Annotated in this window: 26 protein-coding genes; 9 read left to right on the top strand and 17 right to left on the bottom strand. The window is 69.9% G+C overall.

All coding sequences use genetic code 11. From position 1 onward, the window contains the following. The first annotated feature begins 104 nt into the window (after window positions 1-104). The gene (locus ACFY3D_RS11505) at window positions 105-524 is read left to right on the top strand and encodes an MmcQ/YjbR family DNA-binding protein (RefSeq protein ID WP_389977901.1); all 420 of its coding nucleotides are present in this window, start codon (window positions 105-107) and stop codon (window positions 522-524) included. Window positions 525-728: 204 nt separating this feature from the next. Here the strand turns inward: ACFY3D_RS11505 and ACFY3D_RS11500 are convergent, their stop codons facing one another. Then, window positions 729-1,253 carry a hypothetical protein gene (locus tag ACFY3D_RS11500; protein ID WP_389977898.1) on the bottom strand — a complete coding sequence of 175 codons (525 nt, stop codon included), beginning with the start codon at window positions 1,251-1,253 and terminating at the stop codon, window positions 729-731. Here ACFY3D_RS11500 and ACFY3D_RS11495 point away from each other — a divergent pair. Next, on the top strand, window positions 1,237-1,608 hold the full coding sequence (locus ACFY3D_RS11495) for a hypothetical protein (RefSeq protein ID WP_389977895.1): 372 nt from the start codon (window positions 1,237-1,239) through the stop codon (window positions 1,606-1,608). The genes ACFY3D_RS11500 and ACFY3D_RS11495 overlap by 17 nt on opposite strands. 59 nt (window positions 1,609-1,667) lie before the next feature. Here ACFY3D_RS11495 and ACFY3D_RS11490 read toward each other — a convergent pair whose 3' ends face one another. The 9 genes from ACFY3D_RS11490 to ACFY3D_RS11450 form a co-directional block, all read right to left on the bottom strand. Beyond that, window positions 1,668-2,639 carry an amidohydrolase family protein gene (locus ACFY3D_RS11490; protein WP_389977892.1) on the bottom strand — a complete coding sequence of 324 codons (972 nt, stop codon included), beginning with the start codon at window positions 2,637-2,639 and terminating at the stop codon, window positions 1,668-1,670. 3 nt (window positions 2,640-2,642) lie between these two features. Beyond that, window positions 2,643-3,158, bottom strand: a complete 516-nt coding sequence (locus ACFY3D_RS11485) for a 3-hydroxyanthranilate 3,4-dioxygenase (RefSeq protein ID WP_350941482.1) — start codon at window positions 3,156-3,158, stop codon at window positions 2,643-2,645. After that, the gene (locus ACFY3D_RS11480) at window positions 3,155-3,577 is read right to left on the bottom strand and encodes a RidA family protein (RefSeq protein WP_350941483.1); all 423 of its coding nucleotides are present in this window, start codon (window positions 3,575-3,577) and stop codon (window positions 3,155-3,157) included. Before ACFY3D_RS11480 ends, ACFY3D_RS11485 begins: the two co-directional genes overlap by 4 nt. Then, a complete protein-coding gene (locus ACFY3D_RS11475; protein ID WP_389977889.1) occupies window positions 3,574-4,500 on the bottom strand; it encodes a 2-keto-4-pentenoate hydratase in 927 nt (308 codons plus the stop codon). Before ACFY3D_RS11475 ends, ACFY3D_RS11480 begins: the two co-directional genes overlap by 4 nt. Before the next feature lie 189 nt (window positions 4,501-4,689). After that, the gene (gene dmpG, locus ACFY3D_RS11470) at window positions 4,690-5,703 is read right to left on the bottom strand and encodes a 4-hydroxy-2-oxovalerate aldolase (protein WP_350941487.1); all 1,014 of its coding nucleotides are present in this window, start codon (window positions 5,701-5,703) and stop codon (window positions 4,690-4,692) included. Next, window positions 5,700-6,692: an acetaldehyde dehydrogenase (acetylating) gene (locus tag ACFY3D_RS11465; RefSeq protein WP_389977886.1), complete on the bottom strand. Its 993-nt coding sequence runs from the start codon at window positions 6,690-6,692 to the stop codon at window positions 5,700-5,702. The genes dmpG and ACFY3D_RS11465 overlap by 4 nt, the downstream gene beginning before the upstream one ends. Beyond that, window positions 6,689-6,844, bottom strand: coding sequence for a hypothetical protein (locus tag ACFY3D_RS11460; protein ID WP_389977883.1), 156 nt, complete (start codon window positions 6,842-6,844; stop codon window positions 6,689-6,691). The genes ACFY3D_RS11465 and ACFY3D_RS11460 overlap by 4 nt, the downstream gene beginning before the upstream one ends. Before the next feature lie 89 nt (window positions 6,845-6,933). Then, entirely contained in the window at window positions 6,934-7,731 is a 798-nt protein-coding gene (locus ACFY3D_RS11455) for a 2-keto-4-pentenoate hydratase (protein ID WP_389977880.1), read from the bottom strand. Next, window positions 7,724-9,178 (bottom strand): 2-hydroxymuconic semialdehyde dehydrogenase, encoded by a 1,455-nt coding sequence (locus ACFY3D_RS11450; RefSeq protein WP_389977877.1) that lies wholly within the window; start codon window positions 9,176-9,178, stop codon window positions 7,724-7,726. The genes ACFY3D_RS11455 and ACFY3D_RS11450 overlap by 8 nt, the downstream gene beginning before the upstream one ends. 73 nt (window positions 9,179-9,251) lie before the next feature. Here ACFY3D_RS11450 and ACFY3D_RS11445 point away from each other — a divergent pair, with 73 nt between their 5' ends. Next, window positions 9,252-10,010, top strand: a complete 759-nt coding sequence (locus ACFY3D_RS11445) for an IclR family transcriptional regulator (RefSeq protein WP_362897939.1) — start codon at window positions 9,252-9,254, stop codon at window positions 10,008-10,010. A 128-nt stretch (window positions 10,011-10,138) separates the two neighbouring features. Here the strand turns inward: ACFY3D_RS11445 and ACFY3D_RS11440 are convergent, their stop codons facing one another. Then, on the bottom strand, window positions 10,139-12,253 hold the full coding sequence (locus ACFY3D_RS11440; protein WP_389977874.1) for a hypothetical protein: 2,115 nt from the start codon (window positions 12,251-12,253) through the stop codon (window positions 10,139-10,141). A gap of 194 nt (window positions 12,254-12,447) precedes the next feature. On the opposite strand from ACFY3D_RS11440, the gene ACFY3D_RS11435 reads away from it, so the two are divergent. From ACFY3D_RS11435 to ACFY3D_RS11420, 4 genes are all read left to right on the top strand, one after another. Next, on the top strand, window positions 12,448-13,161 hold the full coding sequence (locus ACFY3D_RS11435) for a dienelactone hydrolase family protein (protein WP_389777773.1): 714 nt from the start codon (window positions 12,448-12,450) through the stop codon (window positions 13,159-13,161). 310 nt (window positions 13,162-13,471) lie between these two features. Next, complete coding sequence (locus tag ACFY3D_RS11430) at window positions 13,472-14,014, top strand: VanZ family protein (RefSeq protein WP_389977872.1); 543 nt, start codon at window positions 13,472-13,474, stop codon at window positions 14,012-14,014. A gap of 150 nt (window positions 14,015-14,164) precedes the next feature. Beyond that, window positions 14,165-14,917 (top strand): GntR family transcriptional regulator, encoded by a 753-nt coding sequence (locus ACFY3D_RS11425; protein ID WP_350941500.1) that lies wholly within the window; start codon window positions 14,165-14,167, stop codon window positions 14,915-14,917. A 126-nt stretch (window positions 14,918-15,043) separates the two neighbouring features. Continuing rightward, window positions 15,044-15,274, top strand: coding sequence for a hypothetical protein (locus ACFY3D_RS11420; RefSeq protein ID WP_350941501.1), 231 nt, complete (start codon window positions 15,044-15,046; stop codon window positions 15,272-15,274). Between the two features lie 239 nt (window positions 15,275-15,513). Here ACFY3D_RS11420 and ACFY3D_RS11415 read toward each other — a convergent pair whose 3' ends face one another. Continuing rightward, window positions 15,514-16,800 (bottom strand): hypothetical protein, encoded by a 1,287-nt coding sequence (locus tag ACFY3D_RS11415; RefSeq protein ID WP_389977869.1) that lies wholly within the window; start codon window positions 16,798-16,800, stop codon window positions 15,514-15,516. A gap of 140 nt (window positions 16,801-16,940) precedes the next feature. On the opposite strand from ACFY3D_RS11415, the gene ACFY3D_RS11410 reads away from it, so the two are divergent. Both ACFY3D_RS11410 and ACFY3D_RS11405 read left to right on the top strand, forming a co-directional pair. After that, on the top strand, window positions 16,941-17,483 hold the full coding sequence (locus ACFY3D_RS11410; protein ID WP_389977866.1) for a gamma carbonic anhydrase family protein: 543 nt from the start codon (window positions 16,941-16,943) through the stop codon (window positions 17,481-17,483). A gap of 178 nt (window positions 17,484-17,661) precedes the next feature. Then, complete coding sequence (locus tag ACFY3D_RS11405; RefSeq protein WP_389977863.1) at window positions 17,662-19,005, top strand: hypothetical protein; 1,344 nt, start codon at window positions 17,662-17,664, stop codon at window positions 19,003-19,005. A gap of 485 nt (window positions 19,006-19,490) precedes the next feature. On the opposite strand, the gene ACFY3D_RS11400 is transcribed toward ACFY3D_RS11405, so the two are convergent. From ACFY3D_RS11400 to ACFY3D_RS11380, 5 genes are all read right to left on the bottom strand, one after another. Continuing rightward, window positions 19,491-19,772: a metal-sensitive transcriptional regulator gene (locus tag ACFY3D_RS11400; protein WP_350941509.1), complete on the bottom strand. Its 282-nt coding sequence runs from the start codon at window positions 19,770-19,772 to the stop codon at window positions 19,491-19,493. Window positions 19,773-19,790: 18 nt separating this feature from the next. Beyond that, complete coding sequence (locus tag ACFY3D_RS11395) at window positions 19,791-20,867, bottom strand: glycosyltransferase (RefSeq protein ID WP_350941510.1); 1,077 nt, start codon at window positions 20,865-20,867, stop codon at window positions 19,791-19,793. After that, complete coding sequence (locus tag ACFY3D_RS11390; protein WP_350943515.1) at window positions 20,864-21,658, bottom strand: hypothetical protein; 795 nt, start codon at window positions 21,656-21,658, stop codon at window positions 20,864-20,866. Before ACFY3D_RS11390 ends, ACFY3D_RS11395 begins: the two co-directional genes overlap by 4 nt. Window positions 21,659-21,826: 168 nt before the next feature. Next, window positions 21,827-23,977: a heterodisulfide reductase-related iron-sulfur binding cluster gene (locus tag ACFY3D_RS11385; protein ID WP_389977861.1), complete on the bottom strand. Its 2,151-nt coding sequence runs from the start codon at window positions 23,975-23,977 to the stop codon at window positions 21,827-21,829. A gap of 350 nt (window positions 23,978-24,327) precedes the next feature. Beyond that, window positions 24,328-25,092 (bottom strand): TetR family transcriptional regulator, encoded by a 765-nt coding sequence (locus tag ACFY3D_RS11380; RefSeq protein WP_389977858.1) that lies wholly within the window; start codon window positions 25,090-25,092, stop codon window positions 24,328-24,330. Window positions 25,093-25,095 lie beyond the last annotated feature (3 nt).

Here is a 25,095-nt window from a genome sequence, read left to right as displayed (position 1 = left end):
GCCGACCCGAGGCGGGGCCGAAGCCTGGCCGACCCGGGACGATCCCGGTGGATCCACACCGGCTCGGGGTGGAATCGTCGGCGCAGAGGTTCAGAATGGGCGCCATGGACAACTGGCGTGAGGTCCGCGAGACGCTGCGCGAGTTCGCGTTGCGCCTGCCGGAGACCTACGAGGACCACCCCTGGGACGACACGGTCGTCAAAGTCAACAAGAAGATCTTCCTCTTCCTCGGCGTCGAAGAGCCGACCGAGAAATGGAGACCGAGAGTCGGGATGAAGCTGCCGGAGTCGAGCGGCCACGCGTTGGCGTTCCACGGCGTCAAGCCGTCCGGCTACGGACTGGCCAAAACGGGATGGGTCTCGATCTCCCTGATGAACGCGAGCGCGCTCCTGGAGACCGAGATACTCCTCGACTGGGTCGAGGAGAGCTACCGCGCCATCGCTCCCAAGAGGCTCGTCGCCACGCTCGACGCGCCCTCACAGATCGGCGACGAACCGTCACCCGTGGACGATCGATCACTGTAGTTCCCTTCCGTGCACCCTTTCCTTTTCCAGTGGACTTGGTCTCGGCGTGTCATCACATGGCCCTCACGTGAGGCTGTAAGCATCGTCACTGTCACGCTGAAGCGGCTCGGCGCACCGGTAAAAACCGCATTCCGGTCAGCGGATTGGTCGCGGCCACAGACCGTGCCTCGAAGGGAATGGTGTCTTCATGCTCACTCCCCATCCTCAAAAAAGCGCCGCAACCATACGTAAACGACGGAAAGGGTACCGGCCGAAGAAAGGGCCGGCGATGCCGGCCCTCACCGGATTCCTCTGTCTGGCCCTCACGGTCACCGTGCCCTCCGCCCTCCCCGCACCCGCCACCGCGTCCGCGCTCGGCGACCCGTCACCCGGCTCCAATTCGCCCGCGCTCGGCGACCCGTCCTCCGACTCGTCCGCGCTCGGCGACCCGTCACCCGGCTCCGACTCGTCCATCACGTCGACCAGCACCTCCACCAGCGCCTCCCCCTCCTCCAGAGACAGAGACAGAGACACCGACAACGGGGTCGGCACCGGAACCGGCAACACCGCGACGGGCACGGAAACCGGGACCGACACCGACGGCCCCCGCCACACGCTTTCGGACCAGGCGCGCAAGAAATGCAGGCCGAGGTCCTTCTTCAGGTTCCACTCCTTCAGACCGAGGAATTTCTTCGTTCCCCGCACGCGCTTCATCGACGGCCCCGGCGGCACGATGACGGTTTCCGTCACCCGGCAGCACCGTGTCTACGCCGAGATGGAGCTGGAAAGGGAAAAACTCAGCGAGATCGACAGGGGCGAGTTGATCCGCCAGTTGAGAAACATGGTCAGTCCGCTGCTCGCCGAGGAATACATCGTCGAGACCGGGCACCAATACTCACAGGAGATCACCGCCGGCAAGTACGGAAACATGTGGTATCGCGTTTTCGGCTACCGGGTGGGATTCTCCGCGTGGCGCCAGGTCTACACCTGCCGGGTGCGCAAGATCGCCGCCGGAGTGGCCAACGTCCCCGCGCGGGTGGAGGGCTGGAAATACTGGGAGACCAACCACCCGATGTACAAGGGACGCCGCCTGAGCAAGCGCTGAGCCTCCCGGTCTCCCGGCGGCGCGTTCCTTCCGGACTTCGGCCCGGCGACCGGTCCCGCTCAGCGTCCGAGGAACCGGACGGCGTTGCCGCCGAGCAGCTTGGCGCGGGCGGTGTCGGAGAGAAACCCCGCCCGGCGGATCAGCGAGCCCACCGGTGACTCGCCCAGCGGGTAGGGGAAGTCGGAGCCGAGCATCACCCCGTCCTCTCCCATCGTGTCGACCAGCAGCCGCAGCGCCCGCTCGTCGAACACCACCGAGTCCACGCTGAACCGGTCGAGATAGTGCGACGGGGGAAACTCCGAGACCCCCACCAGGTCGTTGCGACGGTGCCAGGCGTTCTCGAAGCGGCCGAGCCAGAAGGCGAACGAGCCGCCGCCGTGCGCGAAGCACAGGCGCAGCGTCTTCGGCACCCGGTCGAGGACGCCGCCCAGGATCAGGGCGAGCACCGACAGGTGCGTCTCGGCGGGCATGCCGACCAGCCACTGCGCCATCCAGCGCTCCAGCCGGGGACCACCCCCCATGTCCCAGGGGTGGACGAAGACGGGCGCCCCCACCGAGGCGCAGTGCTGGAGGAACTGGACGATTCCCTCGTCGTCGAGGTCGCGGTCGCCGACGTGGTTGCCGATCTCGACGCCCGCGTGACCAGCGGCGAGGCACCGGTCCAGCTCGGCGCAGGCCAGGTCGGGATCCTGGAGCGGCACCTGGCAGAACGGCACCAGCCGCTCGGACGCGCAGATCTCCAGCGCCAGGTCGTTGAACACCCTCGCGACCCGTACGGCCTCGGCCGCCGGGCGCTCGTAGGAGAAGAAGACCGGCGTCGGGGAGACGACCTGGACGTCCACCCCGTCGGCGTCCATCCGTTCCAGGCGGACCGAGGGATTCCAGCAGTCGTCGGCGATCCGGCGGAACTCCCGATCCCCGAGCAGGATCACCGCCTCCCGCTCGGAGTCGACCCTCAGCCGGGGCGCCCCCGGCCAGCCGAGATCGGGCCAGCCCTTGGGGACGTGGTGCGTGTGAACGTCGATGATCAACGGCTATCCCTTGCCGGGGTGGACGGTGCCGCAGTTCCCGCAGGTACGCGCCTTCTCGTCGTCGTAGAACGCCTGGAAGATCGGCGGCAGGTCGGTCACGATGTCACGGACCTGGAGTTCCACCTCGTGGACCACGCCGCTGCACCGCGGGCAGTACCAGAGGAACTTCTCCAGCACGCCCTCCGGCCTGATCCGCTCCACCACCAGGCCGATCGACCCCTCCTCGGGGCGCTGCGGCGAGTGCGGCGTGTTCCCCGGGAGCAGCCACATCTGGCCCTCGCGCACGTGCACGGTCTCCGGCCCCTCGGGGGTCATGATGTTGACGTGCATGTTGCCGCGGATCTGGTAGAAGAGCTCCTCGTACGGGTCGATGTGGAAATCGGTCCGCGCGTTCGGGCCTCCGACGACCATGACGATGAAGTCGCCGGTGTTCTCGAAGACCATCTTGTTGCCCACCGGCGGCTTGAGCAGGTGGGCGTGCTCGTCGATCCACTTGGTGAGGTCGATGGGGGCGGTCATGGGCGAACCTCCGGTCGATGGGCCACGGCCTGAATCTCGATGAGCAGGTGCGGGTGGGGCAGTTGGTGGACGGCCACGGTGGTGCGTGCCGGGCCGGTCTCGTCGAAGTACTCCGCGTAGACCGCGTTGTATCCGCCGAAGTCATTGATGTTCACCAGGTAGGTGGTGATCTGCACGAGATCGCTCAGGTCGGCTCCCGCCGCCTTGAGGATGTCTCCGATGTTCTCTATCACCGCCCTGGTCTGCTCGGCGATGTCGAGCTTCACCGTGCCGAACTCGTCGACCTCGGCTCCCACAATCGTGTTGTCGGGCCTGCGTGAGCTGGTCCCGGACACGTACAGGAGGTCTCCCGCACGCTTGACGTGCGGAAACCTTCCTCGCGGCGTCGCCTTTCCCTCGACGACGAGCCCTTCGCTCATGATTCCTCCCCAGAAGTGCCCGGCCTCTCCGAAGCCCCCTGTACCCCGGAAACCCCCGGCGTCTCCGCCGAGGCTCCCGGCGTCGTCGGACCGGGTGCGGAGGCGGATTCGGACGCGGAGGCGGGTTCCGGCGCGGAGGCGGGTTCCGGCGCGGAGGCGGATTCGGGCACGGAGGCGGTGAACGAGACCGAGCCCAGGTGCTGGATCTCGGCCCGCACCCGCGCACCGGGCACCAGCGGCTCGGCGGGCGTGGCGGCACCGGCGAGCAGGACCCAGCCCGGCTCCAGGACCATCCCCGCCTGGAGGGCGAGGCGCACGGCCTCGGCGAGTGCCCTGCGCGGGTCGCCCAGGATCGCGCCGGTCGATCCGGTCTGGACCACGCGCCCGTCGATCTCCAGGACGACGCCCAGGTTCCAGCGCGACGGGTCGTACGGCTGCCAGGGGCCGACGACGTACCCGGCGGCCGAGGTGTTGTCGGCGATCACGTCGGGCAGCGAGAACCTGAAGTCCTCGTAGCGCGAGTCGATCACCTCGATACCGGCCGCGACGGCCGCGACGGCGTCCGGCGCGAGCGCGTCGCCCGGCGACGCGATGCGCCGGCCGATGAGGTAGACGACCTCCGGCTCCACCCTCGGATGGATGAATCCAGAAATATCCGCGTACGAGCCGTCGAGGATGGCCGACGACTCCGGCACCCGGCCGAAGATGACGTCGTGCACCCCCATCTGGCGGCGCTTACCCTCGCTGGTGAAGCCCAGCTTCACCCCGGCGAGCCGGTCCCCGCGCTCCAGGCGGAGCCGAATCAGCTCCTCCTGGACCCGGTAGGCGTCGGCCACGCCGTAGTCCTGCTCGGGCCTCGGCACCGCGCGACCGGTGCGGGCGGCCTCGTCCAGGACGGCGGCGAGCTTGTGCAGGTCGGTCACTGGGACACCATCTTTCTCGCGGGCGCCACTGCGGCGCTCGGTGAAGGGACTCGGCGGGAGCCGGGGGACGGTGACATCGCTACGGCGCTCGGTGAAAGGGTCCGGCGGGAGCCCGAGGACGGTGACACCACTACGACGCTCGACGAAAGAGCTCGACGGGAGCCGGGAAGAGCCGGAGGACCGCCCGTGTCACGACGGCTCCCCGGTCCGTGCCAGGTCCAGCGCGATGTCCACGATCATGTCCTCCTGGCCGCCCACCATCCGGCGGCGGCCCACCTCGGTGAGGATGGTCCGGGTGTCGACCCCGTAGCGCGCCGAGGCCGCCTCCGCGTGCCGCAGGAAGCTGGAGTAGACCCCCGCGTAGCCGAGCGTCAGCGTCTCCCTGTCCACCCGGACCGGCCGGTCCTGCAGCGGCCTGACCAGGTCGTCGGCCGCGTCCATCAGGGCGTGCAGGTCACAGCCGTGCTCCCAGCCCATCAGGTCGGCCACCGCGACGAACACCTCGATCGGGCAGTTGCCCGCCCCCGCGCCCATCCCCGCCAGGGAGGCGTCCACCCGGTAGGTGCCGTTCTCCACCGCGACGACCGAGTTGGCCACGCCGAGGCCCAGGTTGTGGTGGGCGTGGATGCCGATCTCCGTACCCTCGTCGAGCACCGAGCGGTAGGCCCTGACCCGCTCCCGCACCCCGTCCATGGTCAACCGGCCGCCGGAGTCGGTCACGTAGACGCAGTGGGCGCCGTACGACTCCATGAGCGCCGCCTGCCGCGCCAGTTCGTCGGCGGAGGTCATGTGGGACATCATCAGGAACCCGGCCACGTCCATCCCGAGCTCGCGCGCGGTGGAGATGTGCTGGGCGGAGATGTCGGCCTCGGTGCAGTGGGTGGCGACCCTGACCGAGGTGACACCGAGGGCGTGCGCGCGCCTGAGGTCGTCGATGGTGCCGATGCCGGGCAGCAGCAGGGTGGTCAGCTTCGCCCGCCGTACGGCACCGGCGACCGCCTCGATCCACTCGTCGTCGGTGTGCGCGCCCGCGCCGTAGTTGAAACTGCCCCCGGAGAGGCCGTCGCCGTGCGCGATCTCGATCGCCGCCACCCCGGCGGCGTCGAGGGCCGCGGCGATCTCGGCGGCCTGGGCGACGGTGTAGCGGTGCCGGATGGCGTGCATGCCGTCCCGCAGTGTCACGTCCTGCACGTAGAGCTTCACGCGCCCACCTCCGCGTCCGTACGAGCGGCCAGGTCCGTGCGGTCCCGGTCTTGCGTGCGGCCCGCGTCCGCGGCCCGCTCCGTCACCTCGGCGAGCCGCTCGGCGGTGCGCAGCGCGGCGGAGGTCATGATGTCGAGGTTGCCGGCGTAGGCGGGCAGGTAGTGGGCGGCGCCCTCCACCTCCAGGAAGACGGTCACCTTCACGCCGCCGTCGCGGGTGCCGTCGGGGAGCGGCTCCCCAGCCGGAAGCGTCTCAAGCTGTATGTCCTGTTTGAGGCGGTAGCCGGGCACGTAGTCGTTGACCCGCGCCACCATCTCCAGCACGGCGTCCTTCACCTCCGCCACGGTCGCCTCGTCGCACTCGTCCACCAGGCAGTAGACCGTGTCCCGCATGATCAGCGGCGGCTCCGCCGGGTTGAGGATGATGATCGCCTTGCCCTTCGCCGCCCCGCCGACCCGCTCGATCGCCCGGGAGGTCGTCTCGGTGAACTCGTCGATGTTGGCCCGTGTGCCGGGCCCCGCCGACCGGGAGGAGATGGAGGCGACGATCTCCGCGTACCGGACGGGCACCCGCGAGGCGACCGCCGCGACGATCGGGATGGTGGCCTGCCCGCCGCAGGTGACCATGTTGAGGTTCGGTTCGGTGAGGTGGTCCTCCAGGTTGACCGGAGGCACCACGTAGGGGCCGATCGCGGCGGGGGTGAGGTCGATGACGCGCTTGCCGTGCGCCCTGAGCACCCGGTCGTTGTGCCGGTGCGCCCCGGCCGAGGTCGCGTCGAGGACGACGTCCACCTCGGCGAACCCGGGCAGCGCGACCAGTCCTTCGACACCCTCGTGGGTGGTGGCGACCCCGCGGCGGCGGGCGCGGGCCAGTCCGTCGGAGTCGGGGTCGATGCCCGCCATCGCGACGACCTCGACCTTCTTCGACAGCAGTGCCTTGAACATCAGGTCGGTGCCGATGTTCCCTGAACCGATGATGGCGATCTTCACAACAGGCCCGCTTTCACACGTCGTACGAGTTCCCCTGGTCCTTCGAGCTCTCCGAACTCCCCGAACTCCCAGGACTTGCCGGACTCCCCGAGCTCTCCGGGATTGCCGGCTCCCCAGGACTTGCCGGGCTCCCCTGGCTTCACGGACTTCACGGGCCGGTCCGGTTCGTGGGCTCTCACGAGAAGGTCGTGGGCGGCGGGGTGGCGGCCGACTCCCGGCTGAGGGCGAGGTTCGTGGGCTCTCACGAGAAGACCGTCCTGACCGAGCCGAGGCCCTCGATGTGGGCCTCGAACACGTCGCCCGGCTCGACGCCGACCATCGGGCCGAGCGCGCCGGTGAGCACGACGTCCCCGGCGCGCAGTGGGAAGTCCGTACCGCCCAGCGCGTCGGCGAGCCAGACCGCGGCGTTGAGCGGATGCCCCAGGCAGGCCGCGCCCACCCCGGTGGAGACCTCCTCCCCGTGCCGGTTCATGGTCATCCCGGCGAGGCGCAGGTCCAGGCCGCGCAGGCTCACCGGGGTGTTGCCGAGGACGAACGCGCCGCTGGAGGCGTTGTCGGCGATCGTGTCGACGAGGGCGATGTCCCACCCCGCGACGCGACTGTCGACGATCTCGATCGCGGGCAGCGCGAAGTCGACCGCCCGGATGACGTCGGCGACCGTGAACGGGCCACCCTCCAGGTCGCTCCCGAGGACGAGCGCGACCTCCGCCTCGACCTTGGGCTGCAGGAAACGGCCGGTCGGCACGGGCAGACCGTCGAGATAGGCCATGTCGGCGAAGAGCATCCCGAAGTCCGGCTGGTCCACGCCGAGCTGGCGCTGGACCGCGGCGGAGGTGAGCCCGATCTTCCTGCCGACCAGCCTCCTGCCCTCCTCCAGCGCCCGCCTGGTGTTGATCTCCTGTACGGCGTAGCCGGTCTCGGCGCTCCCGCTCGGCAGCATCTCGCGCACCGGGGCGCACGGCTTGCCGCTCCTGGCCGCGTCGAGCAACCGGTCGGCCGCCTCCACCCGCACGTCGGTGGCCTCGCTCCACTCAGTCATGTCCAGGCTCCAGCTTGATGGTGATCGTGGTGGGCTCGGAGTAGAAGTCCAGCGAGCGCGTGCCGCCCTCGCGGCCGATGCCGGACAGCTTCACCCCGCCGAAGGGGGTGCGCAGGTCGCGCAGGTACCAGGTGTTGACCCAGACCAGCCCGGCCTCCAGCGACCTGGCGACCCGGTGGGCCCGGCTCAGGTTGGAGGTCCAGACGGTCGCAGCCAGGCCGTACTCGCTGTCGTTGGCGAGCCCGACCGCCTCGGCCTCGGTGTCGAACGGGGCGACGTGGCAGACGGGGCCGAAGATCTCCTCCCGGTTCACCCGGGAGTCGTGCGGCAGGCCGGTCAGCACGGTCGGCTCGACGTAGTAGCCGCCGTCGCGGTCGTCGCCGAAACTCGGCACCCCGCCACCCGCGCGGATCTCGGCGCCCTCGCGCTTGGCCAGCTCGTAGTAGGAGAGCACCTTGTCCCGGTGCTCGGCGGAGATCATCGGCATCATCGTGGCGTCCTCGTCGGAGGGGCGGCCGAACCGCAGGTCACCGGCGCGCCTGGCCAGCCGTGCGGTGAACTCCTCGAAGACGGGCCGCTCCACGTAGAGCCGCTCGGTGCACAGGCAGACCTGGCCGCCGTTGGTGAAGACCGACCGCACGCTTCCCTCGACGGCCGCGTCCAGGTCGGCGTCGGCGAAGACCAGCCCGGCGTTCTTGCCGCCCAGCTCGAACGAGACGGGCTTGACCCGGTCCGCGACCGCCTTCATGATCGTCGATCCGGTACGGCTCTCGCCGGTGAAGGTGACCGCGTCCACGCCGGGGTGCTCCACCAGGAACTGGCCGGTGGAGCCGCCGCCGAAGCCGTTCACGACGTTGAGGACACCGGGCGGCAGACCGATCGAGGCGGCGATCTCCGCGAGCACCGCGACCGAGCCCGGCGTGTGCTCCGAGGGCTTGACCACGACGGTGTTGCCCGCGACGAGCGCGGGACCGAGCTTCCAGGTCGCCAGCAGGAACGGCAGGTTCCACGGCACGATCACCGCCACCACGCCGAGTGGCTTGCGCACGGTGTAGCTCAGCACGTCCGTGAGGTGGAACACGTCCTCCGGGTGCTGGGCCGCGATCTCGGAGAACGACCGGAAGTTCGCGGCTCCGCGCGGGATGTCCAGGGTGCGGGTCTGGGTGATCGACTTCCCCGTGTCGGCGATCTCCGCCGCCACCAGGTCCTCGAACCGCTCCTCGATCGCGTCGGCGAGGCGGCGCATCCAGGTGGCGCGCTCCGCCACCGGCAGCGCGGCCCATCCGGGCAGGGCTTCGCGGGCCGCGGCGACCGCCCTGTCGACGACGCCCCGGTCCGCCTCGCGGACCTCGCGCACCGGCCGGCCGGTCACCGGATCATGGGTGGCGAACGTCGCGCCCTCGGCGACCGGCACCCCACCGATGAAGTGGTTCACCTGGTCAGACAAGTCTGCTCCTCGGGAAGGTACTCCTTCAGGTCACTACGTACGGGTATAGGGCCGCAAACGGCCATAGGCAAGAATGGGTTCCGTGAAACGGAACCCCGACCGTCTGTCCCTGCTGGAGAAATCCTGGCTCGTACTCGACGCGTTCCGCCCCACGGGAGGACCGCTGCGGCTGGCCGACGTCGCCGAGCGCTGCCACCTGCCCAAGACCACCGCCTTCCGGCTGCTCACCGAACTGACCGCGATCGGCGCGATCACCCGCCGCCCCGACGGCTACTATCTCGGCCGCCGCCTCTTCGAGCTCGGGAGCATCGTGCCCCTGGAGCGCGACCTGAGACACGCTGCGCTCCCCTTCATGCACGACCTTTACGAGGCGACCCACGAGACCGTCCACCTCGGTGTGCGCGACGGCCTCGACGTCGTCTACGTCGAGAAGATCCGCGGTCAGGAGACCTTCGCCCTGCCCTCGCGCGTCGGCGGGCGCCTCCCGCTGACGTGCACCGGGATCGGCAAGGCCCTGCTCGCCTACTCGGGGCCCGACCTGATCGACGAGGTCCTCGGCCGCCCGCTGCGCCGGTTGACCCCGCATTCGATCGTCGACCCCCGGCGCCTGGAGGAGGCGATCGGCGAGATCCAGGCGGCGGGGCTCGCCTACGAGCGGGAGGAGGCCCAGCTGGGCGGCGCCTGCATCGCGGCCCCGGTGTTCGGCGACGGCGTGGCCGTGGCCGCGCTCTCGGTCTCGGTGCCGCTGGCCCGCTTCCAGCCCACCCGGCTCGCCCCGGCCGTCAAGGCCGCCGCCCTGGGCATTTCCCGCGCTCTGGCCAGGACCATCTGACGGGCGGTCGGCCGCGCCGATGAGGCTCTCGGACGGCCTCACGACCGGAATGCGAGGAAGGCGGGAAGACTGGACTTGTCCATAAGGTGAGAAGGAAGCCCTCCCATGGCCTCGCGACCGCCACCGTATCAGGCGGGGATCAGCTCGTGCAGCGTCCCAGGCGTGATCACCCGCGCCCCCTCGGGGAGATCGGCCGGCGCCTGCAAACCGATGTACGTGGTGTGCCCACCCGACGTCCCCTTTCGCCGCAGCAGGTCGACCAGATGGCGGACGCGCAGGTAGTCACGTTCGACGATCGAGCGCACCAGCAGGGAGGTCGTGACGCGGTTGCCCTCGACCTGGTTGAAGCCGGCGCGCCCCCTCAGATAGAGGTGCAGCCACTTCACCCGCCAGGCGCCGTCGTCGCCGCGCAGGAAGACGAGCGGCAGAGCGACCCGGCCCGCGCCCCGCAGGTCGGACTTCATGCGCACGGTACGCGGCTCGAACGGCCTGCCCTCCTGCTCGGCATCCCGGCTCATGTAGCCGAAGAACGCCTCCGCGGCCTCGTCGAACGCCTCTCCGTCGTAGATGTTCACCTGCGGAATGATGATCGACCGCTTCGCCTCGGCGAGACGGATGTCGATGAACTCGCTCGCGCCGTCGGAGGCGTCGGTGAGGTCGCCGGAGTACACGGCGAAACTGTTGCGGTACTCCGTCCACGAGATGTGCTCGGCGTCGCCGTAGGAGGCGTCCAGCATCAGGGCCGACAGGTCGTAGTCGGTGGACCGCTCGGCCTGCCGCCAGTGGACGAAGAACCGCAGCAGCTCCCCGTCCACCGCCGACAGCGAGCCCCGCGGCAACATGCCCAGCCCGGGCGCGACGGCCTTACCCGACAGCGGCAGGGCGACGTCGAGCACCTCGGGATCGACGACCAGCTCGCCGAGGTCGGGAAGCCGCCGGGTGATCTCCTCGTCCAGGATGGCCACCGCCCGCGACACGACGGTCTCCTCGATCGGAGCGCGGGCGTCGGGCGCCGCCCACGCCCTGCCGTTCCGGTTGACGAAGACCCGCCCGGCCGCGGAGGCGAGCCGGTTCTGCAGGTGTTCGCGCAACGACAGCAGGACCCGGCCGGAAGCGCCCGCCGCGGCCTTTTCCGCGGCGTCCAGCACAGCCGAGACCGAGGTGCCGGACCGCAGCAGGTGGTCCAGACGGCGCAGCAACGCGCCGGGCGCCCTCTCCAGAAGCTCGACCGCCTCTCCGGTACGGCCTGCCGACAGCGCCGCCTCCACCCGGCTGTCGAGACCGGGCGCCTCGCGTACGCCTCGGGCCACCTCGAAGACGTGTGCGGCGCGCGGGAACCGCGGATACTCGCCGGGGTGGAGTCGTTCGCCGAGCCGCTTCCACTGCTCCCGGTGCCTTGAGACGTCGCCGAGCCTGGCCGGGGTGGCGACCGCGTCCAGGGCCTGCAGGAGAGCCCTGCGCCGAGCCCGCGGGAACGAGAGGAACCTGGTGGGGGTGGCCAGCGTGACGTCGCCGCCGAAGAGTCCGCAGGCGAGCCGCAGCACGTCGGTCACCGTGTCGACGAGCAGCGGGCGACCCGCGACCAGACGCGCCTGGTTGATGACGGCGCGGTTCTCCCGCACCGGGATACGGTCGGGTTCCTCGGCGCAGAACTCGGCCAGCGACCGCAGCGCCGCCAGGTCCTCCTCCGCCGGCGGCACCTCCGAGCCCGCCAGCGAGAAGTACCACTCGCGCGCCTCCGACTCCAGGCTCGCGCCCAACTCCAGCACGGTCACCCGGTCGCCGGCCGACGCGACGAGCTCGGCGTGCGCGCCCAGCAGGTCGGCGTAGGTGTGCCGGTAGCCGCCGTAACCGGGCAGGGTGAGCAGGTTGAGCGCCGGCGAGTGCTGGACGGAGGCGTCGGCGACCGGGTCGAGCATGGCCTGACGCAGCAGCCCTGCCCAGAACTCCACGGTGTCGGGCACGTTCTTCGGGAAGTCGATGAAGTACGCGTTGTGCCGGACATGGTCGCCCACCAGGTGTCGTACCGCCGCCAGGACCCGCACGCCGAGATCGACCACCGTCTCCCCGGGCAGGCCGGCCAGGCGTTCGAGCAGGGCCGGCGAACACGTGAAGCCGACGCTCAGCAGAGCGGCGTCGAGTTGACGTGCGGCCACCTCTCCCCAGCCCGGGGTGGATGCGGCGGGAGCGTCGACGGGAACTCGAAGCCGCCTGGTGATGACGAGGCTTTCCAGGGTGTCCACAGGCGCACCTTATCGGCGGAACACGTCCACACTCGGCGGGTTTTCCGGGCCTGCGCGACCAACCATCCGTTCTCCGGCAAAGGGGCCGATTCGATACCGCACATCTGTCCGCGTTCGGCGGGTATACGGTTCGCCGACCGTTCGTCCGTCATACGCCGGAACGCCGGCGGTCGACACGCCAGCAGGAGGATCCCGTGGAAGTTCGCACCGAGACGGTCACCGTCGCCGACGGCTCGTTCGACCTGCACCTGTGGCTTCCCCCGAGCGGCCGGGGCCCGGTCATCCTGCTGGTCCAGGAGATCTACGGGGTGGGACCGTACATCAGGAAGGTCGCCGAGGACCTGGCCGCGCTCGGCTACGTCGTCGGCGCGCCCGACCTGTTCTGGCGGATCCGGCCCAACTGGGTGTCCGGCCACGACGACGCGGGAACGGCCCTGTCGGTCGAGATGGTCTCCACGTTCGACGTCCCCCAGGGGGTGGCCGACTCCGCCGTCGCCCTGACGCACCTGCGGGAACTGCCCGAGGCCGAGGGTGGGGCCGGGGTGGTCGGGTTCTGCCTCGGGGGTTCCATCGGCTACCTGCTCGCGGCCACGGTCGAGGTGGACGCGGTCCTGTCGTTCTACGGGTCCGCCGTCCCCGACGCCTCGGGCATGCTGGAGAAGATCACCTGCCCGCTGCTGCTCGTCTTCGGCGGTTCCGACCCCTACATCCCTCGGGAGCGGGTCGCCGTGGTGGAGGAGGCCGCGTCCGGCCGGCCGAACGTCAGGGTGTACGTCGCCGAGGAGGCCGGGCACGCCTTCCACAACCACGAGGCCCCCCAGTTCTACGACCAGGAGGCCGCGCGGGCCGCCTGGGACCAGGCCGTGCACTTCCTCGGACGCAACCTCCCGTTGCCCGCCCTTCCTTGAGGCGCATACCACGCGGGGAGCCCGCCCCTCCTTGGGGCGCATCGCCCTGGCGCGTACCGCGCGAGGGTCCACCCTCCCCTGAGGCGCATCACCCGGGCACATGCCGCCCCGGCCTCCCTTCCCCGGGGTGCCTCCTCGGCTCGGGGCCTCCGTACGCGCGAACGCGCCGACGGCCTCTCCTCGCGCCCGGGCACCCTTTCGCCGTTCGGGGAGCCGCTCACGAGGATGAGAACGACCCTTGCCTGGAGGTCACCTTCTCGTAACCTCGAAGGCCGCCCGAGGGGACTCCGCGCACCCCATCATTTGTCTTGTGCACCAGGCGTGGCAGCAGTGGGGGAATGTCGTTCTGGCGGCCTTGCTCGCGGTCCCCGCGGTCGTCGTCGCCGTCCGCCTGCTCACCCTCCGCCGCACCCGCTCCGGCCACCCCTTCCCGGCGCGCACCGCCCTGGCCGACGTGGTCGCGGTGGCGGGGACCGCGCCCTGGATCTGGATGATCCTCACCCCCGGAGCGGGGATCTCCGGCGTCAGTCTTGTTCCGTTCTCGGATCTGTGGGCGACACTTCACGGACCGGGACAGACGGCGTTCGTGCAGGTCGGGGGGAACCTCATGGTCTTCGCCGCGCTCGGGGCGATGCTTCCCGTCCGTTCGGCGCGGTTCGCCTCGCTCACCCGGATCGCGGCCGTGGCGGCCGGGGCGTCGCTCACCGTGGAGGTCCTCCAGTACGCCCTGCGCCTGGGGCGGGTCAGCTCCGTCGACGACGTGATCCTCAACGCGGCGGGGGCCGTGCTGGCCGCGGCCGTCACGCGCCGATGGTGGGCCGTACGAATACCGGTCAGGACCGTTCCACGGTAACGGACCGGGAAAACTCTTTAAGATCGCCACACGGGCACGATCCTCCCAAAAGAAGCACGATACCAACCTCCGTATCTGTGCGATCGTGGACAAGGCGGGGCAAGTTCTCTGGAGACGCCAAACCCGGTTGGTGACAGAGGGTGATCGAACGTGCAGCATTCCCCGGTACCTCCCGAGCCCCCGATCTATCGGCGCATCGCCGACGGGCTTCGCGAAGCGATCCTGTCCGGCGATCTCCGGGACGGGGATCGGCTTCCGGGCGAGAACGCCCTGATGGCCAGTCACGGCATAGCCCGTGCCACCGCCAGGCAGGCCCTGTCCGTACTAATCAACGAAGGCCTCGCCGTCCCCAAGCGCGGCTCAGGGGTGTACGTCAGGCAGTTCCGCCCCATCAGGCGGCACGGCTCCCGGCGGCTCTCCCGTGACCATTGGGAGCGCGGTGAGGCGATCTGGGACTCCGACACCAGGGGGCGCCCCTACACCGTGGACCAGGTGGACATCGACCGGGAGACCGCCGAGGACGCCGTGGCCAGAGTGCTGGGCAGCTCCGAGGTGTGGGTCCGCAGGCGACGCTACTCGGTGGACGAGCGGCCGGTGCAACTGTCGGTCTCCCACTTCCCCGCCCTCCTGGTGGACGGAACCGCGATCACGAGAGAGGACACGGGCCCCGGAGGCGTCTACGCGCGCCTCGGCGAGCTCGGCCACGCCCCGGCGCACTTCACCGAGGAGATCAGGGCCCGCATGCCCCATCCCCACGAGACCGTCCAGCTCGACCTGCCCGCGGGCACCCCGGTCATCGTGATCGCCCGGGTCGCCCGCACCGTGGACGGCGTCGCCGTCGAGGTGAACGAGATGACTCTCGACGCCGCCTCTTACGTACTTCAATACGACTTCGACTCATAGATCAAGACCATCCGTCAACCGATAGGTTGACCTGTCCCCCGCGATCATTGATTTCTCTAGAGAAGTGCCTCACCGTCAGAGGTGGAGCGTCGCACAGACGGGCCTGGGCGCGGGGAAGGTGCACAGATGTCTCTCGACCGACATCTCGCTGAGATCGCCCGGGAGTTTCCCGACTGGACGATCTGGCGGAGCGACGCGGGTCGGTGGTGGGCAACCCGCCACCACCCGCTGACCTCCGCCCAGCGTGATGTCGGCTGCGCGATGACCATCGACGCGGACGATCCGGAAGGGCTGCGTGAGCAGCTACTCGACCAACGGGAACGTTCCGGCGACACCGAGCCGGAGACGGACCCCTGAAGACCGCCCGGTGCCGGGATGAGCGGATCCGATGCGGTCCCGGCGCCGGGCCCCCAATCGCGGAAGTCCCCGACCCGATCGGGGGCGGGGGCTTCCGCTTGATCCTCACCCCGTCGGGGCGGAGGCTTCCGCGAGTCTCCTCACCCGTCTGCACGGCCGTGCGAGCCCCTCATGGTCTTCGGGGCCGACGTCTCCACGGCCGTGCGGGTTCCCCCTCATGCCTCCGAGGGCGAGGGCTCTTACTTTCTTCTGGGGGTGGCGTACTTGTCCTCGTCCTTGCCGGTTTTCTCCGTGGCCGGACCGAGGTCGGTGTCGCCGGCGAGGTCGGTGTCGTCGTACACCTCGACGCGCGTCTCCTCGGCACGGTCCTCGCCCTTGCCACGCCGCTCGTCCGCGCCCCCGACGGTGTCGTCGTCCACGATCACGCGTACGGACTCCAGGTCGGGTGAGTCGAACCCGGCGTTCCGCCCGCTCATGGACGCGTCCCCGGATCCGGTGGGCCCGGCCTGTCCCGACGACGCCTCCGCGTCGGAGGACGCGACGGCGTCCGCCGCGCCGGGTGTGCCGTGGACGTCGTCGGGTGTCTCCTCGGAGGCGGCCCCGGAGACGGCGTCAGGCCCCGCGGCGGGGGCGGCCAGCGCCGGCTGGACGCGGGCCGGGGGCAGCACGGAGCTCTCGTCGATCAGAGGTCCCGCCGAACTCTCACGGTGGAGCAGGTCGCCCAGGACGGTGCCCATCTCGTGCAGACGGCGCATGACCTCGTGGTGGGTGTCGGTGAGGTAGACGACCCGGCGGCCGGTGGTCTCGTCCAGGGCGGCGGCGCGCTGCTGTGCCGCCGACAGGGTGGAGTGCGCGTCGTTGTTGGCGGCGAGCACGGTCGCCTCCGCCTCGGCGCGGGCGGCGCTCAGCGTGGAGTCGGCCTCGGCGCGGGCCTCCTGGACCGTCCGCTCGGCCTCGTTCCGCGCCGAGGTGACCATCCGGTCGGCCTCGGTGCGGGCGCTGCGCAAGGTGTCCTCGGACTCGGCGCGGGCCGCGTTGAGCGTCTCCTCGGCGTCGTTGCCCGCCTGGGACAGCATCTGCTCGGCGGCCGCGGTGGCCTCGGCCACCCGGCGCTCGGCCTCCTGCTGCGCGGCGTTCAGGATGCCCTCGGCCCGATCCTGCGCGGAGGTGATCAGCCGCTCGGCCTCCATCGCCGCGTCGTCGCGGAGCTTGATCGCCTCGGCCTCGGCGACCTGCTTCTTGGAGGTGGCCTCCTCCTCCCCGAGTTTCAGTATCTGGCTGAGCCGCTGGCCGAGCTCGTCGTAGTCCTGCGGGGCGTCGGAAAGCCTCTTACGAGCCTCGGCCAGCTCGATCCGGCTCTGTTCGGCCTGGTCGATCGCGCGCCCGAGCCGCTCCTCCAGGTCGCGGATCTGGTGGCGGTGGCGGTCCATATAGTCGTGAACCTGACGACGGCTGTAGCCGCGCATGACGACCTCGAACGAGTCCTCATGCATCAGGTCGGGAAAGCTCTCGTGCTGGTTTGTCATAGCACTACCCGTGGAGGTTGTGTGGCGGAAAAGGAGACGTCAGGAGACGACTTTCCTGCTTACTGCCCAAGTCTGCAACCGGAACGCCCGACGTGCTTGCGGAAATACCGGACAGATCGACTCCTCGTAACATCGTTCACATGAACGTCACGCCCTACATCGCGGCCCTCGACGGCGACGCGATCCCGCAGATCCATCCGGACGCCTACATCGCCCCCGGAGCGGTGGTCGTCGGGAGGGTACGGCTGGGCCGTGCCGCGAACGTCTGGTACGGCTCGGTCCTGCGCGGCGACGACGAGGACGTCGAGGTCGGGGAGGAGTGCAACATCCAGGACCTGTGCTGCCTGCACGCCGATCCCGGTCAGCCCGCCGTGCTGGAGCCCCGGGTGAGCCTCGGGCACAAGGCCATGGTGCACGGGGCCCATGTGGAGACCGGTGCGCTCGTGGGCATCGGCGCGATCGTGCTGGGCGGCGCCAGGGTCGGCGCGGGATCGCTGATCGCGGCGGGTGCCCTGGTGGCGCCGGGGAAGCGGATCCCCGCCGGGGTGCTCGTCTCGGGTGTCCCCGGAAAGATCGTCCGTGAGCTCACCGACGACGACCGCGCCCTGTTCGCCGGTACTCCGGCCGGCTACATCGCCAAGGCGGCCCGCCACCGGGCCGCGACCCCCGTGCCACCGGTCTGACTCCCGACCCGGGTCGTGGCGCACGCTCCCCGACACGGTGGCGGGGAGAGCCTTACGATCGTGCGAGGCCCGATCGGGGGATCGCTGGGCCTGGCAACGACCTTGACCGCTTGACCGAAGGGAGGCAGGGGCGTCCCGCCCGTGGCACCAGGCTGTGGGTACTCGCCCCGGAATGCCGATGACCGGCATGTGGCAGTGGGATGGGTTCGACGCCGTCGAGAACGACGTGCGGACCATGGTCACCGACCCACGGTGGACGGCGCTGCCGCCGCTCGCACGCGCCCAGGCCATCGCCCAGCGCACGCTGTCCACCCCGGACGGCGGGCGCTGGCTGTTCGGCGCCCACGCCCGCTGGTACCGCCAGGATCCCGCCGACGGCCGCTGGCACCTCACCGCTCCCCCCGCCGACCGGGGCTTCCGCGCCGCGGCGCACGTGGTCAACGTCACCTCGATGATCATGCAGCACCTGATACCGACCGGCGCCGACTTCGCCGTCGACCGGGGGTCGGTCCAGGGGTTCGTCGGCCCCGACGTGCCGTACGAGATCACCGAGAGGGTCCGCGAGCTGGTGATCGCCCAGCGCGGCAGGCGCAGGGAGGACTTCCCCGTCACCGGGCCGTTCGCCGGACTCTTCGCCGGGGAGGTGGCCAGTCCCGTCGCCGCGATCTGGGGCACGCTCATGTGGTGCGCCTACGCCCCGGCCTTCGACGGCAACGAGGTGTTGCTGTCGATGTTCGGGGAGTTCCTGGCCCGCCCGCTGCCCGGCGACGAGTGGGTCCGCTGGCTGCCGCCCACCTCGCTGGACGACCTGGTCGCGCTCTACGGCGAGCGGGTCAGGGCCGGGCACCCCGAGGCGGGCCTGCGGCTGGTCGCGCTGATGGCCGACACCGCCACCGTGGTGCGTGCGGATCCGAGGTTCAGGCCGAAGGCCGACGCCCTGCTGTCCATGATCGAGCCGTTGCTCCGCCGGGCCTGTCAGGATCCCGCCATCGCGCACCAGGGCGACGACGCGGTGCGGAACGCGTGGCTTTCCCGCTGCCCGCCCCACATGACGCTGCCCGACGACTCGCCGGGCGAGCACTTCCAGCACGCGCTCTACGACCTGGTCCAGTCGCTGGGGTTCCTCGCCCCGATGGGCGCCGACCCGCGGGCGGTGGCCGCCTCACTGCTCGCCGCCGACCTGTCGGGTGTCGCGCCCAGGGCGGCCGACCATCTCTACCCGTGGCTGGATCCCGAGCTGCGGCACATCCTCCACGTGGTGCTCACCGACGCCTCGCATCCGCTGAGGGGATGCTGGCCGCGCTCGGGCGAGCTGCCTTCCGCGCTGCACCCGCCGGACCGTAACGCCGCCGCGGCTCTGCTCGGTGCCGCCTACGCCACGGGGCTCGCGTGGTGCCGCCTCACCGGGACCGAGATACCGGAGCGCGGGTTCGCGACGGCCTCGGCGGTGGTGCACCGTCTGACGCACGAGCGCGACGACCCGGTCCCTCCTGTGTCAGGGACTTACCCCCGCCACTTCTGACCCACATCAGTATGCTTAAACCACAAATTCAGTTATTTCATCCTTACTCCCCCTATATCCTTCTAGCCCCCTGCGCATCGGACAATTAGCTGAATTGTGATCTCCTAAACGGGAAATGATCCTCCGTGAGGACGTGTCGGGCGGGGCGAGGAATGGTCCCGATGGGCCATGGGCACCGATGACCGCCCGCCGTAACCTCGAAGTGGGTGTGGGCTGCGGAAGGAAGGACGACGCGGTGGGGCACGACGACCTGGACTCTAGGGTCCACGACCGTGTCGCGTTGGACGAGATCGCGCTCTATGCCGAGGTGCTGTCCGCCGTCGCGATGAGCGAACGGCCCCTCACCTCGGTGGAGCTCGACAACGCGCTCGGATTGAGCGCTTCGGCTGTTTGCTGAGGCCTCGGGAAGAACCGTTTCCAAGACCTTGTCCCGGACCCTTCGACGGGGTCCGGGACGTGGTCGGAAAAGATAGTCATGTGACTAGTCACGAACGGACGAGACGGGCGATCGCGGCCGACGCCTCCTTGACCTTCTCCTCCGCCTCCGGCCCCCCGGCGCTGATGGCGTCGGCGACACAGTGCCCGATGTGGTCCTCCAGCAGGCCGAGCGCCACCGCCTGGAGCGCCCGCGTGGCGGCCGAGACCTGGGTCAGCACGTCGATGCAGTAGGCATCCTCTTCGACCATCCGCTGCAGGCCCCTGATCTGCCCCTCGACACGCCGCAACCGGGTCAGATAAGCCTGTTTGTCACCGCTGTACCCATGCATGTCCCAACGGTACCGGTGTCAGGCGCGGCGGGATGTCGCCGCGATCAGTTTCTCCCAGCGGTCGGCCACCGAGGACGCGCCGTGGCCCGCCGCGACCTCCAGCGCCCCCGCGGCCAGCTCCCTGCGCCGCCGCTCGTCGTCGATGAGCGCGAGCATCGCGGACGCGTACGCCTCGATCTCGTCCTCCCCCTCGGCGACCAGCACTCCGTTCCTGCCGTCGGCCACGAGCTCGCCCGGTCCACGGGGGCCGCCGAACGCGATCACCGGTACCCCGCTCGCCATCGCCTCGATCACGGCCATGCCGAGCACCTCCGTCCTGGAGGTGCTCGCCACGATCGACGCCTTGGCGAACTCGCCGGTGAGGTCGGAGGTCGTTCCCATGAAGTAGACGTGGTTGTGCAGGTCGAGGTCACCGACGAGGGCGCGCAGGCGCTTCTCCTCCGGGCCCCCGCCGTACAGGCGCAGCCGCCAGTCGGGGCGTTTGCCCGCGACGACGGCGAACGCGCGGATCAGCCGGTCGTGTGCCTTCGCCGGCACCAGACGCCCTCCGGCGGCGACGATGCGGTTGTCCATCCGCGAGCGCGGCCACGGCCCCGCGGGCAGCGCGTCGGGGATCACGTTGACCGGCACGTTCCCGCCCAGGAGGTGGTCCCACTCCTGCCGGCTCGTCTCGGTGGCGGTGGCGACCGCGTCCAGGCGCGGGTAGAACTTCCTGATCGGCCCCGGTACGGGCGGCCGGCCCCACTCCCGGGCGATCCGCGTGATGTCGCGCGGCGCGTGCCTGGCCACCTGGACGCTCAGCACCGGCCGGGTGCTGACGAGCACGTCGGCCCGCAGCCCGCGCAGCCGCCGCCAGAGGGCGACCTCGGTGCGCATCTGGCCCCGGGGAAGCAGGGATCTGCCTCCCGGCTGGGCGTCGACCACCCAGGAGAGCTTCACACCGGACGCCACGGGGAAGAACGGTTTCTCCCGCTGGCGGCGGACGCTGATGATCTCGACCTCGTGACGTTCTGCCAGCTCTCCCGCGAGGTTGACGATCGAGCGTACGTCACCGCGCATGCCGTAGACGGATGGGGTGAGCAGGCAGATCCTCACCCGCCGACCTCGATCCTGAGCTCGTCGTCCGCCGTGTAGCAGGGACGGATCGGCACCCCGTCGATCTGCGCGGCGGGGTAGTGCAGGCGGCGGCGCTTGCCGTCGACGTCGTCCAGCCGGGAGCCCAGCCGCAGCGGCGTGGCCACGCCGCGTACCTCCAGGGAGGGCTCCCAGGTGCCGGTCTGGTCGGGGGCGGCGGCGAGCACGTCGCACAGCGAGAGCGCCGCGTGGAAGCGTACGCCCTGGACCGTTGCAATGGAGGTCAGCTCGGCGTCGGGCCGGCTGCGGCGCAGGGCGAGCTTCGCCTCGTGCCTCGCCTCGTCGTCGTCGAGGCCGGTGAAGGCGAGCAGCCCGGTGACCTCGAAGCGCCCCTCCCTGAACCAGACGGAACGGACCTCCGCCGTCGGCCGGGCGTCGTCGATCTTCAGGGCGAGGAAGCCGTTGCGGGTCCGGTAGGCGCGGTAGGCCAGTGTGCGGCGGCTCAGCGCGTACGCCTCGAGATGGTCGAGGGAGAATCCGGGGTCGACGCTGCGCAGCCGCGTGCGCGCCTTGCCCTGTTGCAGGTAGGTGTCCCAGCGGCCGGGACCGAGGGCGAGCGGGGCGAGTGAGACCGCCAGCTCCGCCTTGCGCATCCGTGCGTCCGGAGTGCCCAGCGGCACCCGGCTCTCGACCGAGGTGGCCCGGTTACGCAGGACCAGTTCGGTGCCGTCGGCCAAGGGTTCGTCGACGGCCAGCCGAAGTGAGAGAACATCGGCCAGGGTAACCTCGGCATCGCTGACGACGGCTGGCATCGTCAAGCCCCCTCCCCGTTGAATGAGCTACGCGACGTTGAGGTTACCGTGATTTTCCCGTTATGTGGAGAAAGGTTTTCGGACCTTACATCCTTTTCACGATGACTTGACCCTATGTCAGAGGGAACATCGGGAAAATGTCCCCTCTGACGGATGACACACCCGCTGTCAGGGCGCCTCTACCGGCCGGCCTTTGATCGATTTGATCAGGAGCTGGGAGACGTCGACGACCTCCAGCGTCTCCTTGGCCTCGCCCGTGTTCTTCTTCTCGTTGATCGAGTCGCCGAGCATGACCAGACAGAACGGGCACGCCGTGGAGATGGTGTCCGGCTCGGTGGTGAGCGCCTCGTCCACCCGCTCGGTGTTGATGCGCTTGCCGAGCCGCTCCTCCATCCACATCCGCGCGCCGCCGGCGCCGCAGCAGAAGCCGCGGTCCTTGTGGCGGTGCATCTCCTGGGTCTGCACACCGGGCACCTTGGCCATGATGTCGCGGGGCTGGGAGTAGACCTTGTTGTGGCGGCCCAGGAAGCACGGGTCGTGGTAGGTGATCTTCTCCTCGATCGGCGTGATCGGGACCAGCCTGCCCTCGTCCACGAGCTTGGCGAGCAGCTGGGTGTGGTGCACCACCTCGTAGGTGCCGCCGAGCTGGGGATATTCGTTGGCGAGGGTGTTGAAGCAGTGCGGGCAGGTCGCGACGATCTTTTTGACCCCCGCCTCGTTCAGCGTCTCGATGTTCTGCTTGGCCAGCATGTCGAACAGATACTCCATGCCCAGGCGGCGCGCCGGGTCGCCGGTGCACGCCTCCATCGGGCCGAGCACCGCGAACTTCACCCCGGCGACGTGCAGCAGCTCCGCGACCGCCTTGGTGGTCTTCTTCGCCCGGTCCTCCAGCGCTCCGGCACAGCCGACCCAGAAGAGGTACTCGGTGTCGTCGGGCATCTTCTCGTCGATGAGCGTGATCTCGATGGGGTCGACCTCGCGGCTCGCCAGCTCCTCGACCCAGTCGGCCCGCTTCATCTCGGACATCCCCCACGGGTTGCCCTTGTTCTCCAGGTTCTTGACCATGACGCCGGCCTCGGAGGGGAAGTTGGACTCCACCATCGCCTGGTAGCGGCGCATGTCGAGGATGTGGTCGATGTGCTCGATGTCGACCGGGCACTGCTCGACGCAGGCGCCGCAGTTGGTGCAGGACCACAGCACGTCGGGGTGGATCACACCTTCCTCGCCCACCAGCGGCTTGTCCAGCAGGGCCAGCACGTCCTCGTGCAGGCCCGCGCGCTGCTCCCCGGTGGCCATCAGGTACGGGGCGACCTTGAAGGCGTGGTCGCGCTGCTCAAGGATGAGCATCTTCGGCGAGAGCGGCTTGTCGGTGTTCCAGGCCGGGCACTGGTCCTGGCAGCGTCCGCACTCGGTGCAGGTGTAGAAGTCGAGGAAGCCCTTCCAGGTGGTGTCCTCGATCTTGCCGCGGCCGAGCCGGTCGCCGTCGAGCTCCTCGTCCTCGAAGTCGACGAGCTTGCCGTCGATCCGCATCGGCTGGGCGGGGCCGTTGCCGTCGGGACGCCGGGAGAACGCCACGTTCAGCGGCGCGGTGAAGATGTGCAGGTGCTTGGAGTTCACCACGATCACGAGGAAGACCAGCATCACGCCGATGTGCAGGAGCAGCCCGACGTGTTCGAGCGTCTCGTTGGCCGAAGGGCCCAGCGGGCGCAGCAGGGCGGCGGTCGCCTCGGAGGCGAACGCTCCCGAGGCGTACGGCAGGTTGCCGGTGTTCGCCGCCGCGCCGCGGAAGAGGAGCATCGTCCAGATCACGTTGAAGATCATGAAGAGGACGAGCCAGGCACCGCCGAGGTGCGAGCCGAAGAACCGGGACCTGCGGCCCAGCTTCTTCGGCGAGTTCTTGATCCTGATGACCGCGAAGGCGATGAGTCCGAGCAGGGCCGCGACCGCGATGAAGTCCTGCAGGAAGCCCAGGATCGGCCACGTCCCGATGAGCGGGATGTGGAAGTCGGAGGTACCGGTGACGGCCCCCTGGATCAGCGCGCCGTACGCCTCCAGATAGACGGTCGCCAGGATGAGGAACGCCCACATGACGAAGAAGTGCGCGACACCGGAGGCCGTCCACTTCAGCAGCTTCCGCTGCCCGAACACCTCGACCAGCTGGGCCTTGATCTCCTCACCCAGGTTGGCCCTGGCGTACTCGACGCGCTCGGGCGCGGGAGGCCCTACGGTGGCGAGGTTGTACAGGAACAACACGCGGCGCGCGGCGAGCGCGAGCGCGACGGCTGTCATGACCAGCCCGATGATCGCTACCCAGAGCACTGGTCCTCCCACAGACGGCGTTGGCTGCCAGCGTACGACCGCCGGTCATCCACGATGACAGAGGGTCCCCACAGATACTACCGGCGAGTAACTTCTCTTCGCCGGGAGACCCCCGGTGACCGTCGTCACCCTACGGTCAACACCGTTCCCAGAACAATGCTCTGCATGCCTCCGAACGGCATCGAAGTGACCTTCGAGATTCATGGGGCTCGGCGGGCGCGGCCTGGACATCGCCAGGATGGGGACTCGGCGAGGCGTGCCGGTACCTCGGCCCGAATGGTGGGAATGCGGGAGATACGGCGGTATATGGCGGGAAGACCTCTATGGGCGCCTCCGGAGGGCGGGGAAGCCTACCGCGGCGGGTCGAGATAACCCTGGATCGTGGGTGTGAGCAATTTCACCAACTCTTCAAGATCCACCGAGGCGAGCGGCTCCAGTTGGAGGACGTAGCGCATCAGGACCACGCCGAACATCTGCGCGAAGGCCGCCTCCATCCGGATCAGCGGGATGTCCAGGCTCTCCGCGACCCGGTTGAGCAGCGCGCGGGTCACGAACTCGCGGATCATGACGACCATCCGCTCGTTCGTCATCGCGGTGCGGGCCAGCGCCAGCACCGGCTGGCGCGCCCCGGCCTCCGAGGTGATCGTCAGGATGAGCCTGACCAGCCGCTCGCCGACCTCCTCGCGGGGCCCCGCCATGATCGCCGCGAGGACGTTCTCGGGGTTGATCGGCAGCTCCATCGCCTCGACGAACATCTTCTCCTTGCCGGAGAAGTAGTGGTGGACCAGCGCCGGGTCCACCTCCGCCCGCCGGGCGATGCCCCGGATGGTCGCCTTGTCGAACCCCTTCTCCGCGAAGGTCTCGCGCGCCGCCGCGAGGATCTGCCCTCGCGTGTCGGCCGAGCCCGGCCTGCGCCCCGGACGCCTTCTCCCCTCCGCAGGTCCGTCCGCGGACCTCTCCGCAGGTCCGTCCGCGGACCCGTTCGCGGGCGTGGCCGTTGACCTCCCGGAGGGACCGTTCGCGGGGGCGTCCGTCGACCTCTCCGAGGATCCGTTCGCGGGCGCGTCCACGGACCCGTCCGAGGAGCCGTTGGAGGGCCTGCCCGTGATGCTCATGAC

This window comes from Streptosporangium sp. NPDC000509 (assembly GCF_042898365.1).
Lineage (GTDB): Bacteria > Actinomycetota > Actinomycetes > Streptosporangiales > Streptosporangiaceae > Streptosporangium.
Note: the sequence above shows the minus strand (reverse complement) of the source record. Positions and strands in the feature narration are given on the sequence as shown.

Excerpts from the sequence above, each read along its gene's own strand:
- ACFY3D_RS11380 (WP_389977858.1), bottom strand. The coding sequence starts at position 25,092 with ATGAGCATCACGGGCAGGCCCTCCAACGGCTCCTCGGACGGGTCCGTG.
- ACFY3D_RS11445 (WP_362897939.1), top strand. The coding sequence starts at position 9,252 with ATGGGTTCCGTGAAACGGAACCCCGACCGTCTGTCCCTGCTGGAGAAA.
- ACFY3D_RS11505 (WP_389977901.1), top strand. The coding sequence starts at position 105 with ATGGACAACTGGCGTGAGGTCCGCGAGACGCTGCGCGAGTTCGCGTTG.
- ACFY3D_RS11410 (WP_389977866.1), top strand. The coding sequence starts at position 16,941 with ATGAACGTCACGCCCTACATCGCGGCCCTCGACGGCGACGCGATCCCG.
- ACFY3D_RS11405 (WP_389977863.1), top strand. The coding sequence starts at position 17,662 with ATGACCGGCATGTGGCAGTGGGATGGGTTCGACGCCGTCGAGAACGAC.
- ACFY3D_RS11455 (WP_389977880.1), bottom strand. The coding sequence starts at position 7,731 with ATGACTGAGTGGAGCGAGGCCACCGACGTGCGGGTGGAGGCGGCCGAC.
- ACFY3D_RS11415 (WP_389977869.1), bottom strand. The coding sequence starts at position 16,800 with ATGACAAACCAGCACGAGAGCTTTCCCGACCTGATGCATGAGGACTCG.
- ACFY3D_RS11495 (WP_389977895.1), top strand. The coding sequence starts at position 1,237 with ATGACGGTTTCCGTCACCCGGCAGCACCGTGTCTACGCCGAGATGGAG.
- ACFY3D_RS11485 (WP_350941482.1), bottom strand. The coding sequence starts at position 3,158 with ATGACCGCCCCCATCGACCTCACCAAGTGGATCGACGAGCACGCCCAC.
- ACFY3D_RS11390 (WP_350943515.1), bottom strand. The coding sequence starts at position 21,658 with ATGCCAGCCGTCGTCAGCGATGCCGAGGTTACCCTGGCCGATGTTCTC.
- ACFY3D_RS11420 (WP_350941501.1), top strand. The coding sequence starts at position 15,044 with ATGTCTCTCGACCGACATCTCGCTGAGATCGCCCGGGAGTTTCCCGAC.
- ACFY3D_RS11400 (WP_350941509.1), bottom strand. The coding sequence starts at position 19,772 with ATGCATGGGTACAGCGGTGACAAACAGGCTTATCTGACCCGGTTGCGG.
- ACFY3D_RS11480 (WP_350941483.1), bottom strand. The coding sequence starts at position 3,577 with ATGAGCGAAGGGCTCGTCGTCGAGGGAAAGGCGACGCCGCGAGGAAGG.